Raw genomic sequence first — 14460 nt, 5'->3', positions numbered from 1 at the left:
TTTCACTCATTAAATATTAAGGATCGAACATTATTTGCTTTCTGATTGTATTAAGGTTAAAGCTTTATCTCCTACCTTAATATCTGAATCCTTAATACTATTAATCTCTAAATATTCAAAAGAATTTGTGACAATCATCATCACGGTAGAATCAAACCCTGCTTCTTTGATTTTCGCCATATCAAATTCTCCTAGCAAGTCTCCTTTTTTCAACTTTTGACCTTGCTTTATATAGGTTTTAAACCCATCCCCTGCCATTTTTACTGTATCTATCCCGATATGCAGAAGAATTTCTGCACCTTTCTCTGATTGAATTCCATATGCATGGTTAGAATTACTAGTAACTGTCACAACTCCATCGATTGGAGCATAAATTTTTCCAAAACGCGGAATAATGGCAATTCCTTTTCCCATTGTACCAGAAGCGAAAACAGGATCATTTACACTCGTTAAATCAACCGCTTTCCCCTCAACTGGTGCCGTAATCTCTTCACTAAATGCTCTTTTTCTATTAATCGTAGTATCTGTTTCAGATGTTTCAGTACCTTGAGAATTAGAAGATGGAACATTCAATTTTTTTCGTCCATAAAGCATTGTAGCTGCAAAAGCGAGCACAAAACTAATAACAACTCCAATCATAAACATGGGAATTGCTTTTGGGCTGATAGCGATAAAGCCAATTATTCCTGCAGGACCTAAAGATACATTACGCACTCCAGTGAATCCCATAAATGCTGCTCCTATACCTGCTGCAACAAGGCCGATAAAAAACGGGAATTTAAGTTTTAAATTAACCCCAAATAATGCTGGCTCTGTTATTCCTAACATTGCTGAGAAAGAAGCTGAGGACGCTAATCCCTTTTGCTTTTGGTTTTTTGATAAGAAGAAGATCGCTAAACATGCTGCTCCTTGTGCTACGTTTGCAGCTGATGCGATTGGAAATAGAAAGCTTCCTCCTGTTTTTGCAATATCCGCTAGCAATTGTGTCTCTATTGCTGGGAAGGATTGATGCAATCCTGTTAATACAACTGCAGAATATCCCAATCCAAATAAACCATAACCAACTCCACCAAGTGTATTAATTAACCAGAGTAATCCATCTGTTAATTGATTGGAAACACCTCGTAATAATGGCCCAACAAATGCAAATGTGACAAAACCAGTAATAATTACGGAAAACAATGGTGTGAATGTAAAATCAACTGCATTGTTTAAATGCTTATGGAAGAACTTTTCAAGTGTTGCCAAAATCCAAGCTACTCCAATCACGGGTAATACTTGGCCTTGATAGCCGGCTTGAGCGATATGTAAGCCGAATACATCCCAATGTGGCATCTGCCCTGTAGCAACAGCTTCTGCTACCCCATAGCCATTTACCAGTTCAGGCATAACAAGCATCATCCCTGCTGCTGCTCCTAGATAAGGATTTCCGCCAAAACGTTTTGTTGCAGAAAAACCAATTAAAATTGGTAAGAAGGCAAATGGTGCAGAGGCCATTAAGTTGACGATTTCTGCAAAACCTTTAATACCGGGGACCATTTCAACAATAGATTTTGGCCCGAATAAACCTTCTCCTGTTAAGACATTATTTAAGGCCATTAGCAGCCCGCCTGCAACTAAAGCTGGAATTAGCGGAACGAAGATATCGGATAAGAGCTTTACTAATTTCATGACAGGATTCGTTTCCTTTTGTGCCGTTACTTCTTTTAAATCAGCTTTTGTTGCTTCACCAATGCCTGTGATGGTGATTAATTCTTTATACACTTCATTTACGTCACCAGGACCAACGATAATTTGGAATTGACCATTCGCTTCAAATGTTCCTTTTAAATCTGGATCATCATCTAAAGCTGTTTGGTCAATCTTTTTTGTTTCTTTTACAACAAGTCTTAATCTAGTTGCACAGTGTGTAGCAGCAATTAAGTTATCTTCACCCAACGCTTTGGCTACACGTTCAGCTACTTCTCTGTGTTTCATGTGAATTCCCCTTTCTATTAAATCGCTTTCAAAACCTTTTGCACGATTAATTTAACATCGTTTTTATTTTATGTCAAACGTTTATCATAAAAATTAATTTGATTTAAATAATTATAATAAATGTAGTTAAATTAAACAGGAAAACGTTTGACATATTTTTGAGAACGTTTTAAAATGCCCTTAAGTACACTTATGAACTACAATGAAGGAGTTTTAATTACATGACAGATATTGTTAACAATTGGACACGAGATCTTAGATATAAACCCTATTCAGAATGGGACATTGACTATAAGAACGCTTTAAGTAAATCAGTGGAAAACTCCAAGTGGCGTACTGGGTATCATATTGAGCCCAAAACCGGTTTGTTAAATGATCCAAATGGCTTCTCATTCTTTAATGGGAAATGGCAGCTCTTTTTTCAGTACTATCCTTTCGGAGCTGTACATGGTTTAAAAAGCTGGTATCACTTAGAAAGCAAGGATTTAATACACTGGGAAGAAAATGGGATTGCCCTACAATCTGACAATAATTATGATTCACATGGGGTTTATTCAGGTTCAGCTTATCCCATTGATGAAGACAAGCTCTTCCTTTTTTATACTGGAAATGTTAGGGACAAAGATTGGAATCGATACAGCTTCCAAAATGGGGCTTTTATGTATAAAGACGGAACCATTCATAAATTTCCTAAACCATTGATTAACCAGCCAAATGAAACAACAGATCATTTTAGAGATCCGCAAATTTTTTGTTATCAAGATCAATTGTATATGATTATTGGTGCTCAAAAACAATCAGATAAAAAAGGGGCTATCTTTCTCTACAAAGCATTAGAAAATGATATTAAAAATTGGACATTGGTTAGCGAATTAGCATTTTCTGATCAAGAACTTGGCTTTATGATTGAATGTCCGAATCTTATTTTTATTGAGGAGGTACCTGTTCTCTTATTCTGTCCACAAGGAATATCTAAAAGAATTCAATCATATGAAAATATTTATCCGAATATGTATACCGTTGGAGAAGCGTTTGACCCGGTTAAGGCGGCAATCACTAAGACAACAAATTTGCAAAATCTAGATGAAGGCTTCGATGTCTATGCAACACAAGCATTTAATGCTCCTGATGGCAGGGCCCTTGCGATTAGTTGGATTGGATTACCGGAAATTAATTATCCGACAGATAAAGAAGGTTATCAAGGTTTATTAAGTTTAGTGAAGGAACTTACATTACAGGATGGGAAGCTAAAACAATATCCAGTTAAAGAAACAATTAAATTGCGTGAAATAGAGAATTCATTTTATGAGTCATTTGACGCGAAGACCAATAGATTTGAACTTGAAGTAAGCGTACCTGCAAATGAAATTGTGAAAATATTGCTCTTTTCAAATGTAGATAAAACCCGTTATTTAGCCTTTACACTCGATTCGGTAAATGGTAAAGTTTCTGTAGACAGAGAATATGCTGGCCAACGTTTTGCGCAAGAATATGGTTTCCAGCGAGAAGCATATGTTTCGAAGAATACAGAAATTAAAGTAAATATATTTGCTGATACCTCCGTTTTTGAGTGCTTTGTAAATGAAGGAGAACGAGTTATTACAGGCCGTGTTTTTCCAGATGAATCACAAACATTTATTTACCTGCATTCTAAACGTAATCTCAGCGGTACAATATGGAGACTAAATAATCAGAAGAGGTAAATTAAAATGGTTGCAAAATTAACCGATGTAGCCAAATTAGCTGGGGTGAGTCCTACGACGGTCAGCCGTGTTATTAATAAAAAAGGCTATCTATCAGAAAAAACAATTGCTAAGGTTCATGAAGCAATGAGAGAGCTTCATTACCAACCAAATAATCTTGCTCGCAGTTTGCAGGGGAAGTCCACAAAGCTAGTTGGATTAATTTTTCCTGCTTTGAATAATGTCTTCTATGCAGAATTGATTGATCATTTAGAACGAGAACTTTTCCGTGCAGGGTATAAAACAATCCAATGTAATAGCGAACATAATTCGGATAAAGAACGGGAGTACATTCAAATGCTCCAAGCAAATCAAGTAGAAGGAATCATTGCAGGTGCACATAATTTAAACCATGATGATTACAAGAATATCAAGGCCCCTATTATAAGCTTTGACCGTTTCCTTGCACCTAATATTCCCATTGTAAGCAGTGATAACTATCAGGGCGGTGTTTTAGCGACACGCTCCTTGCTCAACCATGGTATCCAAAAAATAATCATGTTAACTGGAAGCAATGATGTTAAATCACCAACCTATTTACGGACAAAGGGCTATATAGATGAAATGAACAATGCTGGTTTACAACCAAGAATATTTTCCATAAACGGAAGCTTTACTCCCTTGAGAAAATCGGTGGAGATAGCTAAAATTCTTAAAACAGAGCAGCCAGAGGGAATCTTTTGTTCAGATGATATGAAAGCACTTTTAGTTATAAATGAAGCGGAAAAACTTGGTTTAACATCACCACAAGATTTTAAACTAGTCGGATATGATGGAACTTCCTTTATAGAGGATTATTTCCCTAAACTAACTACGGTGAAGCAGCCTCTCGGAGAATTGGCTAAGCTTTGTGTAGAGCTTCTTATTCAAAAAATAGACGGAGTAAATGATCAGGAAGACCGTTATGAAATCCCCGTAAAACTAATTAGCGGGCAAACAAGTTGATTTTCGCCTTGTTTGCCCGTTTGTTTTCTCATGTTTATGAATGTCTTGCTAAAACAAGTATTTATTTCTTAATTAAAAGCCCTCATTAATTAAGTCAGCTATTACTCCTGAAGCAGCTTTGCTTCCCTGGCTTGCAGCGTTTATCAACTGTGGTGGTGTTAATAGAGTATTATCTCCACTTGCGTATACTCCTTCTATATTTGTCCGCCCAAGAGCATCGGTTTCCACTCCACCCATCTTATTTAATATACATCCAAGTGATTCAGCAAAGGGAACGGCTTGTTGAAGTTCGGCTGTGACAAAACCACCTTCTCTATCGATCTCTTCCCCATTTTTAAAGATAATCTTTTGCAATTGTCCGTTATCGCCTTGCAGTCTGTCTATCTCATGTGCGATTACTTTAATATTTTTGTTATTTAGCGTGTCAAGTTGCTCATTCGTAAGTATCTTCTTGCCATTTGTACAAACGATAATGTTTCTACTCCAATTAAAAAGCAATTTGGTTAAATGAAAAGTATGATCATTTTCTGCCAATACTGCTAAAGCTCGATCTTTAAGTTCCCAACCATCACAAAAAGGACAACTAAATATGCTTTTTCCATAAAAATGATGCAAGCCAGCAATATCGGGCAGAATATCAATCAGTCCAGTAGATAATATAATTTTCTTTGCCTGATAAGATTCATTTTGATCGGTAAAAATGGTGAAGTGTTTATTTACCTTTTTAATGTCTGTTACTCGCTGGCTTTTAAAGGATACATCGGGATATTTTTTTAATTCTTCTTTCCCAATTTGTTTAAATTGGGAAGGCTTAATACCGTCTCTTGTTATGAAGCCATGTGATTCTTGGGTAACGGAATTTCGAGGTTTATCGTCGTCGAATACGATCGTCTTCATTCGTGCTCTTCCAAGAACAAGTGAGGCATTTAAACCGGCGGGTCCTCCACCTATAACAATACAATCTAACAATGCTTATTCCTCCTTTTAATAACATATATTAAAGACTCTTAATATCCGTAATTAGACTAAAAATAAAGATGAGTTATCACCTTTATTTTTTACTTAGCATTATGTTCAATTTGATTAGCAATATCGCGTATATATTTTTGGCTTAAATGTTCACGCATCTTTGTTTCAGCCTCTAACATGACATTTTCAATTAAGCACTCGCCATTTTTTCTATTATCATGCTCCAATGAACAGCTAAACAAAGATGTGTTTCCCTCAATAGCCGTAATTACATCTAAAAAGGAAATTTCCTCGGCACGTTTTATAATACGATAACCACCATTAACACCTGGTGTTGATTCAATTAAGCCTGCTTTAACAAGTTTAGTTAAGATTTTCGATAGATATGTTGGAGATAAATCTTGGATTTTAGCTAATTGATCTACCCCTACAGCTTTCCCTTGTGGTGCAAGTGTCAAATATACCATAGTGTGTAATGCATAATTCGTTGCTCTTGAATATTTCATAATACTACCTCTTTACGGATATATTAAAGATCTTTAATGTCTATAATTGATTATATAGAAAGAGAGAGAAGAAAACAAGTTTTAAAGGGAATTTCCTTTTATTAAGGAGAACTCCCTTCCTATTTACTGGTATGCCTCTATCCCTAGTAATTCATCGAGACCGACTATTTCAAAGTCTCTTTCCTGAATAGTTTCAATTATTTTTGGTAATGCCTTTGCAGTTTCTGTTTTTTCTGAATCTGAATGCATTAAAATAATATCGCCGTTTCGCAAATGATTGGTGACATTTCTAATAATATTCTCTGCCTCCATTTGTGACCAATCAAGTGTATCGATGGACCAAATGATAATAGAATATCCTTTTAGTTCGGCGTTTTTCATTAGCGTTTCATTTGTTTCTCCATATGGTGGGCGAATCATTGCAGGTTCTTTTCCAATTATCGATTGAAGAGTATTGCCTGCCCGTGTTATTTCCTCTAATTGTTGGTTCTTATCTAAACCAGATAAGTCAACATGATGATAGCTATGGCTCAAAACTAAATTCCCGTTTTTATAAGCATTTCTTACAACTTGCGGATGTTTTTCTGCTTCACTGCCGATAAAGAAAAAATTCCCTTTCACTTTATATTGCTGTAATATTTCAATGATTTTTGGGGTAATGATATCATCAGGACCATCATCAAAGGTTAAAGAAATTTTCTTTTCATTCCGCCCATTGATGTATACATTCGCATTATTCTCTTGGAATTTCACGATCTCCCTCCTCCAGTTTTGCATCGTTTTCCATTGTTTATTGGTAAGTTGATTAGATTCGCCTTGGATAGTTAAGGCATATTTCTCTTGTATCCCTCTAACTTTGTGATAGACAGATAAATGGTCTATTCTGTTGGTTTTATTTAAAATTATAAACTTAAGCTGAACATCTTCACTAAGGTTATAGACAATTATTTGTTCACCGTTCCCTACTCTAATTTCTGCTGGTTCCCCTATTTTCTTTTTTAAATCCGATAGAGATAATCTATTTAATCGCTTTTTATTGGAACGAATATCATAAATATCGCCTTTTGCAGTATATCCAAATACGGTATCCTTATCCTTATAGATGGCATAGTACCCTTCTCCTACTTGATCTGTTTGATCCGGCTCCCCCCATTGGCTAATTACTTGTTCGATGGTACTTGTAAAGATATTAAAGGAACTTGTATCCGTCATGCCTCTATTTGCTGCTTCTACTAGAACAGTTATATAGTCTAAAGTTAGCTGCCTATTCTTTTGTTCTGGATTTATATGACTCTGTTTAAGATTTTCTGCTTCTTTTTGTAACGGAGCACTACAGGCTACGATGAAAACACATTGTGATAGTGCGACCAAAAAAAGCAAAAGCTTTCTCTTCAGCTTCGTTCACTTCCTTTCTGCTTTCCTACTATTTAATGTAAAGGTTCGTGTATTCGTTTGCAATAATTAATAATTAATAGTAGTGATTCTCCCTTATTCTCATCTGATTTTAATAAATCTTCTTTATAATGATGACTTTCTGATTTTTACCAAAAAAGTAGGTGTTTAAAAAATGAATATGGAAACCTTATTACAGTTAAATACGATCTTTATCAGTATTATCATTGAGGCATTGCCCTTTATTCTAATTGGGGTTCTTATTTCGGGTATTATCGAAATTTTTGTCTCAGAGGAACTTATTGCAAAAATGATGCCGAAAAATCCAATCCTGGCCATTTTATTTGCTTCTTTAGTTGGAAGCATTATTCCTGCATGCGAATGTGGAATTATTCCTATTACAAGGCGGTTAATTTTAAAAGGTGTACCGGTTCCTGCCAGTATCGCCTTTATGCTTACCGGACCAATTATTAACCCAGTAGTTATGTTCTCGACGTATATTGCTTTCGGGAATAGCTGGAGAATGGTAATTCTTCGTTCTGTATTGGCGCTTGTTTGTTCTATTCTTATTGGACTTGCTCTGCATAAATCAGTAAAGCAATCGCCGCTGAAAAGTCATGTGATTGAACACGTGCACATTCACTCTTTTAAAGACCGAATCGAAGCTATGTTCAAGCATTCGATCGATGAATTTTTCTCTGTTGGAAAATACTTAGTTATTGGCTCGTTTATTGCTGCAGCAGTACAAACTTTAGTTAAGACTTCTACCCTTGTTTCAATAGGAAACGGTCAGGCTTCCTCTCATCTTGTTATGATGGGACTTGCGTACATATTAAGTCTTTGTTCCCAAGCAGATGCATTTGTTGCAGCGAGCTTTAGAAACAGCTTTTCTGAAGGATCTATTCTTGCTTTCCTTGTGTTTGGTCCTATGTTGGATATCAAAAATACATTGATGATGCTAAGCACATTTAAAGCTAAGTTTGTCATTCTATTAACTGGTCTAATTACAGTTTGCGTGTTTCTCGTAACAATTTTTCTATAAAGAGGTGAAAAAAACATGTTTCGAATATTCGTGTTAATAGGCTTTACTTATTTATTTCTACATTTACATGCAACTGGCGATATATCTAAATATATTAATATGAAATATGCTTATATTTCAGAGTCTGCTATCTATATATTTGTACTCTTTACAATTATATGTGTCTATAACTATGTAAAAAAGGATAAACATACACATGATGCATCGTGTAATCATTGTGGACATGATCATTCCCATGAAGAAAATAGCTGGTGGAAACGTGGATTTACGATTATAACATTGCTTATTCCTATTCTTACTGGTTTAATACTTCCAGTGGCTACCCTTGATTCGAATATTGTGGAGAAAAAGGGACTCTATTTCCCTGCATATGATGAAGGAGATGAATATAGTCAGCATCAATTCCTGCAGCCAAATACGAGTAGCTATTATGGCAAAGAAGGCTATGCAGAAGTGATGGATAAGGGCTTAGATAAAATAAAGAATCTCCCTGAAATTAAATTAGGGGAAGATAATTTTTTAAATGATTTGGAAACAATCTATAATTATCCAGGTCAATTTATGGATAGAAAAATTACGTTGACAGGATTTACTTACAAGGAAGAGGATTTAACCAATAATCAGCTGTTCCTGCTGCGCTTTGGGATTATCCATTGTATTGCTGATGCTGGTGTTTTTGGAATGCTTCTTGATATTCCGGATGAATTGAAAAGAGAGAATGATCAATGGCTCCAAGTAACAGGTAAGCTTGAAACAGTGTACTATCAACCATTTAAGAAAACCATTCCGATTCTTAAAGTTACAGATTGGAAGTCCATTAATCAGCCAGATGACCCTTATGTATATAGACAGTATTAAAAAAAGGAGAGAATGTTTGCTTATATGCAGCACTTCTCTCCTTTTTTTTATATATATTTTTCCATGCGAATATCATCCCACATTCTATCTTGATAATAAGTGAAGAATTTATTTTTGCCAATTTCTTGATATCCAAGCTTTTTATATAATTTATGTGCGTTTTTATTAAATTCAAATACGCCTAACTCAATCCTGTTAAACCCTTGTTTTTTGATCTGCTCTTCTAGATAGATTAATGATGTTGATCCGACACCTTTTCCTCTTGCAACTTCTTCGCCAATTGTAATAGCGATCCAAGCGGTCCCTTGTTCTTTCCTATATAGATGAATGGGATCAATCGTATAATTCATTTCTCCAACAAGAATATCATCTAAATAAATAGCATACATGTGGTAATTGGTTAATCGTTTTGTTATTTCCTCTTTTGTAACAAGTACGTAGTTTTCTAAATCCTCTTTATTTCTGCAAGGATGAATGAACGGGATAAGTCTTGGGTCATTTTCCCACTTATTTAAACAAGAAATTAATTGATCAGTTGGATTATCTATTTTTTTAAAGGAAATGTTCATATTTGGTTCCCTCACCTTTGTTTATTCTTTTCTTATTATAAGCGAAGATTAAGCAAGTTTGTTTAAAAATATTTAAAATGAATGGAAGGTTTGTCTTTTTAATGACTAGCATGTTTATCGTTCTAAATTATTTCTTTTATCCATATTAATTTTAATATCCGAAAAAACTTCCTTTAAAGGAGTGTTATTGAATGATTACTGTCCATTATTTTGAAAATAGTACCAATGTATTGACCCAATTACGGCAAGACATACCGAATATTGATCAACCTGTAAAAATAAAAGGACGAAAAGGCAAAGTCCTTTCCGTGAATCAATTAAAAGAAGAGGTATATCAAGTAAATGTGGAATTTGAAAAGGTGGTAAAAAAAGCCGTACTTGCAGTAGATAATAAAAAAAGAAAGCGTTAGATATTGTATAGGAGATATCATTTGTATGATGTCTTCTTTTTTATAATTCCGGTAACATTTTTTATAAAATACATAATTCGCAGGGGATAGACAAACGCTATTTAATAAATAGTTTTAAAGGGGAGTAGAAAATGCTAAGTAATAAAGTTAGTCGCGTAGCTTTAATTGGCGCTGGATTTGTTGGATCTAGCTATGCCTTTGCTTTAATGAATCAAGGAATTGTAGATGAATTATTATTAATTGATCTAAATAAGGACAAAGCATTTGGCGATGTGATGGATTTGAATCATGGCAAGGTATTTGCCCCTAATCCAATTAGTATTAAATATGGGGAATATAAAGATTGTGCTGAAATGGATTTAGTTGTCATATGTGCAGGAGCCAATCAAAAACCAGGAGAAACCCGTCTTGATTTAGTGGAAAAGAATTTAAAAATCTTTAAATCCATTGTCGAACAAGTAATGGCAAGTGGATTTCATGGAATATTTTTAGTTGCTACAAACCCAGTAGATATTCTAACCTATGCTACTTGGCGCTATAGTGGTTTGCCGAAAAATCAAGTCATTGGCTCTGGTACGATACTGGATACTGCAAGATTTCGCTATTTACTAGGAGATTATTTTAAAGTTGCTCCAACTAGTGTTCATGCCTATATTATTGGAGAACATGGGGATAGTGAACTTCCTGTTTACAGTTCGGCAGATGTTGCTGGTATTCCAGTTTATAAGTTAATGAAAAGAGCTGCTCATTATAAAATGGAAGATTTAGATAATATTTTTGTGAATGTACGGGATGCGGCTTACAAGATCATTGAAGGAAAAGGTGCAACCTATTATGGGATTGCGATGGGACTTGTACGGATAACAAAAGCAATTTTAAGTAATGAAAATAGTGTATTAACGGTTTCTGCCTATTTGGATGGCCAATATGGGGAAAAGGATGTTTATATTGGTGTTCCCGCCGTTATAAATAGAGAGGGAATACGAGAAGTTATCGAGTTGGAATTAGCTTTAGATGAACAAGAAAAATTTCAGCAAAGTGCTGCTATTTTAAAAGATATTCTTAAGCCTCACTTTACCTAACACTCTAACCCTTCTGTTTGCTGAAATGAAGAGATATTTCAATCCAAAAATAGCCCACACCCAAATTCTCTAATTTACATACTTTATAAAGTAAGTAAATTAGGAAAGGTGTGACAGAATGGATTGGAAGAAATACCTTCTTATAGCAGCTGCTACTTTCTTGATTCTTTTTTCTGGAATTGTTACTGTTTTGCTTTTTCAAACAAATAAAGTGGAAGCAGATAAAGAGCAAGGCAATTCAGTCAATTCCGAGAGTAATGCCACAACAGAAAGCGCTCCAGGCAATATTAATATTTCAGTAACAAATAACATCCAGAATATAGTTGGTGGCGAATCTAAAGCAACAATTGAAAATAAGGTGAAAAATGACTTAGAAGATAAGGATGCTGCTATTGACAATAGCATTGATAATAAAACAGAAAAAGAAGCATCTGTCACTATTAATAATACTATTGAAAACTTGTTAAAAGGTCAGATAAATGGTACGACAAATAATAATATTACGAATAATATTCTCTCTAGTAACAAAGCAGAGCTAGCGAATAATATATTGAATGATTTAGATTTAAATGTGGATGTTAATGTCTCCAATGAAGTTAATACCAATGGAAAGAAAGAATCATCCAATAATGAAAATGGGGATACAAACAATAACGAGAATAATAAAGAAGATAATGGTAAGAAAGAAAACGACGGGAACGAATCAAACGGAAATAAGGACAACAAGGAAGAAACATCCTATTTATGGGGAATTGATTCTGCTAGTGAAACAACAGAGGATTTTCTTGCTTGTGTAAGAGATAACTTTGGAGATCCTAAAGTGATTGCGCGCTATCTAGGAACAAATGAAGGTGTTTCTCATGGCTTAACGGCAGATCAAGTCGATTTAATTCATTCCAATGAAGCGGATATCTTACTCATATATAATGGGTTTACAGACGCAACAGGATATGATAATGGTGTAAGTGAAGCAAAGAAGGCAATTGAGTTGGCTAAGGAGCTTGAAGCTCCAGATGGTGTCGCCATTTTTGCGGACATAGAACCCAATTATCCTGTGGATGCCGCCTTTATAGAAGGATGGTATGCCGAAGTTAGTAAATCTACCTATGAGCCTGCTATTTATGGTATTTTTGATAAAGATGAAGCGTTAACTGCTTCCTTTAATCAAGCTGTAAAAAACAAAGCGGAAATAAAAGATAATACATTTCTATGGTCTGCCTCTCCTAATATTGGGATAACTACAGAAGAAGATGCCCCCGAATTTAAAGTGGATGCACCGGAAGAGTCGCTTGCATATGGATGGCAATATGGTATTAATGATGAAACATGTAATATAGATACTAATCTATTTGACAGCAACCTGACAGATGTATTGTGGAAACATTAAAAAATGGACATCTTACTAACGAATAATTCGGAAAGTAAGATGTTCGTTTTTTAAATCTAGAAATTTGGAAATCACATAATAATTTTTCGAAGTCGCGTTATAGGAAGTTATAAGTGTCTGCCTCTCCATCCGCCATTGATTTCAAGTCGAAATCGCATGAAATCAGAGATAAGTCTGGCAGTCTTCCCTTCTTGATTTCGTTCTCTAGATTTTGATTGGACACAATGAAGTAATTTTTCGTCACAATAGCGACAAGAACCATATGTCTCTACACATTGATCATGCCTTTGGCAACAGGAGTCAACATAATTGATAGGTGCACCAGGACCACTGCAGCCGGGACCGCAATATTGATAACCGCCAGGCAGACATAGTTTAATCGTTTTCCTTCTTTTCTTTTGCATTCTCTGATTCTCCCTTCTATATAGATTATGAAGCTTGTAAAAAATAGCTTGGGAAATCAATCTAAAAAAAGAAAACTTCCATATGAAAAATTGTTTCATAAACAATAAAAGCTTGTCCAAAGGAATACTTCGGACAAGCTTTTATAAGTTAGCTTCGTTTTTTGAAGATAGTGGAAATAATTTCGTCGGTTGACATATCGCTTTTAATTTTAAACGATCCCAGCCTTAAGTATTCTGCTACGCCTTTTTTATCTACTTTTTGCGAGAATTGCAAGGCGGTTTCTTTAATGATTTTTTCATCATGTAAAATGCTTCCTACATCATAACTAGTCATACCACTTGAAACTGTAACAGTAACTGTTTTAACTTCCTCTTTTTTCTTATCTTCTTCTTTTTTGTCATCTTTCTTTTCTTCAGAAGTATTAGATTCAGATGCTTGTTTCTTTACATCATCTTCTTTTTTCTTTGCTTCTTCAGAAGTTTGTACAACATAACCACTGCTTGTTAAGATATCTTTCATTTCTTCAACAGTTGGCGTATTTGCTGCATCACTTGCTACTTTATCTACTTTTTGGACATTATTGTTTGTTTCAGCATTCGCTGTATCATCCTTCGTAGAGAAATAGACAATGCCGCTAACAGAAGTTGCTAAAAGAACTCCCGCTGCGAAACTTGTAATTATTGATGGCTTCATTGTAAAACACTTCTCCTTTCCTCTTTTCCAGTTAAGTAAGGAGCTAACATTTCTTCTACTTCAGCTTGAGTAAGCTTTTTTTGAGCTGCAATTGTTTCAACTGAATACTTACGTCTATGCAAGTCAAGCACTTCTCGTAAAACCATTCGGTCTTTAGAAGCTAGCTGAACGCCTGTTTGTTTTTCTAATATTTCTATGTCCAACTCAAGATGGCGTATTTGTTTTTGCAACTGTGCTATTTCTTCCATCACAGAAAGGTGAATTACATCTATTTCACGTTGCTCTGATTTTGACGTTTGTTTTGCTTTAATTACGGAAGTAATGAGCAAAATGGCTGCTGCAATAAACAATATGGCTAGTGTCCATTCCATTTTAAAGATCCTCCCTCTTTCAGAATCTAGTTTCCTAAGTATCTATTATACATTCTTTTTCATTATTTTTCGATGATATTCTACAAAATCCTTCAATAGTTAGATGAGTTGG

At 35.0% G+C, this 14460-nt stretch carries 15 protein-coding genes; 7 read left to right on the top strand and 8 right to left on the bottom strand.

Going from position 1 to position 14460, the window contains the following annotated elements; translation table 11 throughout:
* Positions 1-30: 30 nt before the first annotated feature.
* On the bottom strand, positions 31-1977 hold the full coding sequence (locus BCI01S_RS00660; RefSeq protein WP_061796160.1) for a sucrose-specific PTS transporter subunit IIBC: 1947 nt from the start codon (positions 1975-1977) through the stop codon (positions 31-33).
* 221 nt (positions 1978-2198) lie between these two features.
* On the opposite strand from BCI01S_RS00660, the gene BCI01S_RS00655 reads away from it, so the two are divergent.
* Together BCI01S_RS00655 and BCI01S_RS00650 are read left to right on the top strand one after the other, a co-directional pair.
* Positions 2199-3680 carry a sucrose-6-phosphate hydrolase gene (locus BCI01S_RS00655; RefSeq protein ID WP_061796158.1) on the top strand — a complete coding sequence of 494 codons (1482 nt, stop codon included), beginning with the start codon at positions 2199-2201 and terminating at the stop codon, positions 3678-3680.
* 6 nt (positions 3681-3686) lie between these two features.
* Positions 3687-4664: a LacI family DNA-binding transcriptional regulator gene (locus BCI01S_RS00650; RefSeq protein ID WP_061796153.1), complete on the top strand. Its 978-nt coding sequence runs from the start codon at positions 3687-3689 to the stop codon at positions 4662-4664.
* 72 nt (positions 4665-4736) lie between these two features.
* On the opposite strand, the gene BCI01S_RS00645 is transcribed toward BCI01S_RS00650, so the two are convergent.
* From BCI01S_RS00645 to BCI01S_RS00635, 3 genes are all read right to left on the bottom strand, one after another.
* A complete protein-coding gene (locus BCI01S_RS00645; RefSeq protein WP_047940664.1) occupies positions 4737-5633 on the bottom strand; it encodes an NAD(P)/FAD-dependent oxidoreductase in 897 nt (298 codons plus the stop codon).
* Positions 5634-5722: 89 nt separating this feature from the next.
* Entirely contained in the window at positions 5723-6139 is a 417-nt protein-coding gene (locus BCI01S_RS00640; RefSeq protein ID WP_061796148.1) for an RrF2 family transcriptional regulator, read from the bottom strand.
* 123 nt (positions 6140-6262) lie between these two features.
* The gene (locus BCI01S_RS00635; RefSeq protein ID WP_061796143.1) at positions 6263-7519 is read right to left on the bottom strand and encodes a polysaccharide deacetylase family protein; all 1257 of its coding nucleotides are present in this window, start codon (positions 7517-7519) and stop codon (positions 6263-6265) included.
* Positions 7520-7706: 187 nt separating this feature from the next.
* Between BCI01S_RS00635 and BCI01S_RS00630 the strand changes: the two genes are divergently transcribed.
* Positions 7707-8573: a permease gene (locus BCI01S_RS00630; RefSeq protein WP_047940666.1), complete on the top strand. Its 867-nt coding sequence runs from the start codon at positions 7707-7709 to the stop codon at positions 8571-8573.
* A 15-nt stretch (positions 8574-8588) separates the two neighbouring features.
* On the top strand, positions 8589-9431 hold the full coding sequence (locus BCI01S_RS00625) for a TIGR03943 family putative permease subunit (RefSeq protein ID WP_047940667.1): 843 nt from the start codon (positions 8589-8591) through the stop codon (positions 9429-9431).
* Positions 9432-9478: 47 nt separating this feature from the next.
* Here BCI01S_RS00625 and BCI01S_RS00620 read toward each other — a convergent pair whose 3' ends face one another.
* Complete coding sequence (locus tag BCI01S_RS00620) at positions 9479-10000, bottom strand: GNAT family N-acetyltransferase (RefSeq protein WP_047940668.1); 522 nt, start codon at positions 9998-10000, stop codon at positions 9479-9481.
* A 191-nt stretch (positions 10001-10191) separates the two neighbouring features.
* On the opposite strand from BCI01S_RS00620, the gene BCI01S_RS00615 reads away from it, so the two are divergent.
* From BCI01S_RS00615 to BCI01S_RS00605, 3 genes are all read left to right on the top strand, one after another.
* The gene (locus BCI01S_RS00615; RefSeq protein WP_047940669.1) at positions 10192-10410 is read left to right on the top strand and encodes a hypothetical protein; all 219 of its coding nucleotides are present in this window, start codon (positions 10192-10194) and stop codon (positions 10408-10410) included.
* A gap of 131 nt (positions 10411-10541) precedes the next feature.
* Positions 10542-11492 (top strand): L-lactate dehydrogenase, encoded by a 951-nt coding sequence (locus tag BCI01S_RS00610; RefSeq protein WP_061796139.1) that lies wholly within the window; start codon positions 10542-10544, stop codon positions 11490-11492.
* Between the two features lie 118 nt (positions 11493-11610).
* Positions 11611-12879, top strand: coding sequence for a glycoside hydrolase domain-containing protein (locus tag BCI01S_RS00605; protein ID WP_061796134.1), 1269 nt, complete (start codon positions 11611-11613; stop codon positions 12877-12879).
* A gap of 107 nt (positions 12880-12986) precedes the next feature.
* Here the strand turns inward: BCI01S_RS00605 and BCI01S_RS00600 are convergent, their stop codons facing one another.
* The 3 genes from BCI01S_RS00600 to BCI01S_RS00590 form a co-directional block, all read right to left on the bottom strand.
* Positions 12987-13283, bottom strand: a complete 297-nt coding sequence (locus BCI01S_RS00600; protein WP_061796130.1) for a phospholipase A2 family protein — start codon at positions 13281-13283, stop codon at positions 12987-12989.
* A gap of 148 nt (positions 13284-13431) precedes the next feature.
* Positions 13432-13977, bottom strand: a complete 546-nt coding sequence (locus tag BCI01S_RS00595; protein WP_047940672.1) for a hypothetical protein — start codon at positions 13975-13977, stop codon at positions 13432-13434.
* Positions 13974-14348 carry a hypothetical protein gene (locus BCI01S_RS00590; RefSeq protein WP_047940673.1) on the bottom strand — a complete coding sequence of 125 codons (375 nt, stop codon included), beginning with the start codon at positions 14346-14348 and terminating at the stop codon, positions 13974-13976. Before BCI01S_RS00590 ends, BCI01S_RS00595 begins: the two co-directional genes overlap by 4 nt.
* Positions 14349-14460 lie beyond the last annotated feature (112 nt).

The sequence above is a fragment of the Niallia circulans NBRC 13626 genome, from assembly GCF_001591585.1.
Classification (GTDB): domain Bacteria; phylum Bacillota; class Bacilli; order Bacillales; family Cytobacillaceae; genus Niallia; species Niallia circulans.
Note: the sequence above shows the minus strand (reverse complement) of the source record. Positions and strands in the feature narration are given on the sequence as shown.

Bases quoted from the DNA above. Each gene is read 5' to 3' on its own strand.
- BCI01S_RS00650 (WP_061796153.1), top strand. From the start codon at position 3,687: ATGGTTGCAAAATTAACCGATGTAGCCAAATTAGCTGGGGTGAGTCCT.
- BCI01S_RS00600 (WP_061796130.1), bottom strand. From the start codon at position 13,283: ATGCAAAAGAAAAGAAGGAAAACGATTAAACTATGTCTGCCTGGCGGT.
- BCI01S_RS00615 (WP_047940669.1), top strand. From the start codon at position 10,192: ATGATTACTGTCCATTATTTTGAAAATAGTACCAATGTATTGACCCAA.
- BCI01S_RS00660 (WP_061796160.1), bottom strand. From the start codon at position 1,977: ATGAAACACAGAGAAGTAGCTGAACGTGTAGCCAAAGCGTTGGGTGAA.
- BCI01S_RS00625 (WP_047940667.1), top strand. From the start codon at position 8,589: ATGTTTCGAATATTCGTGTTAATAGGCTTTACTTATTTATTTCTACAT.
- BCI01S_RS00610 (WP_061796139.1), top strand. From the start codon at position 10,542: ATGCTAAGTAATAAAGTTAGTCGCGTAGCTTTAATTGGCGCTGGATTT.
- BCI01S_RS00620 (WP_047940668.1), bottom strand. From the start codon at position 10,000: ATGAACATTTCCTTTAAAAAAATAGATAATCCAACTGATCAATTAATT.
- BCI01S_RS00590 (WP_047940673.1), bottom strand. From the start codon at position 14,348: ATGGAATGGACACTAGCCATATTGTTTATTGCAGCAGCCATTTTGCTC.
- BCI01S_RS00595 (WP_047940672.1), bottom strand. From the start codon at position 13,977: ATGAAGCCATCAATAATTACAAGTTTCGCAGCGGGAGTTCTTTTAGCA.
- BCI01S_RS00630 (WP_047940666.1), top strand. From the start codon at position 7,707: ATGAATATGGAAACCTTATTACAGTTAAATACGATCTTTATCAGTATT.
- BCI01S_RS00605 (WP_061796134.1), top strand. From the start codon at position 11,611: ATGGATTGGAAGAAATACCTTCTTATAGCAGCTGCTACTTTCTTGATT.
- BCI01S_RS00640 (WP_061796148.1), bottom strand. From the start codon at position 6,139: ATGAAATATTCAAGAGCAACGAATTATGCATTACACACTATGGTATAT.
- BCI01S_RS00655 (WP_061796158.1), top strand. From the start codon at position 2,199: ATGACAGATATTGTTAACAATTGGACACGAGATCTTAGATATAAACCC.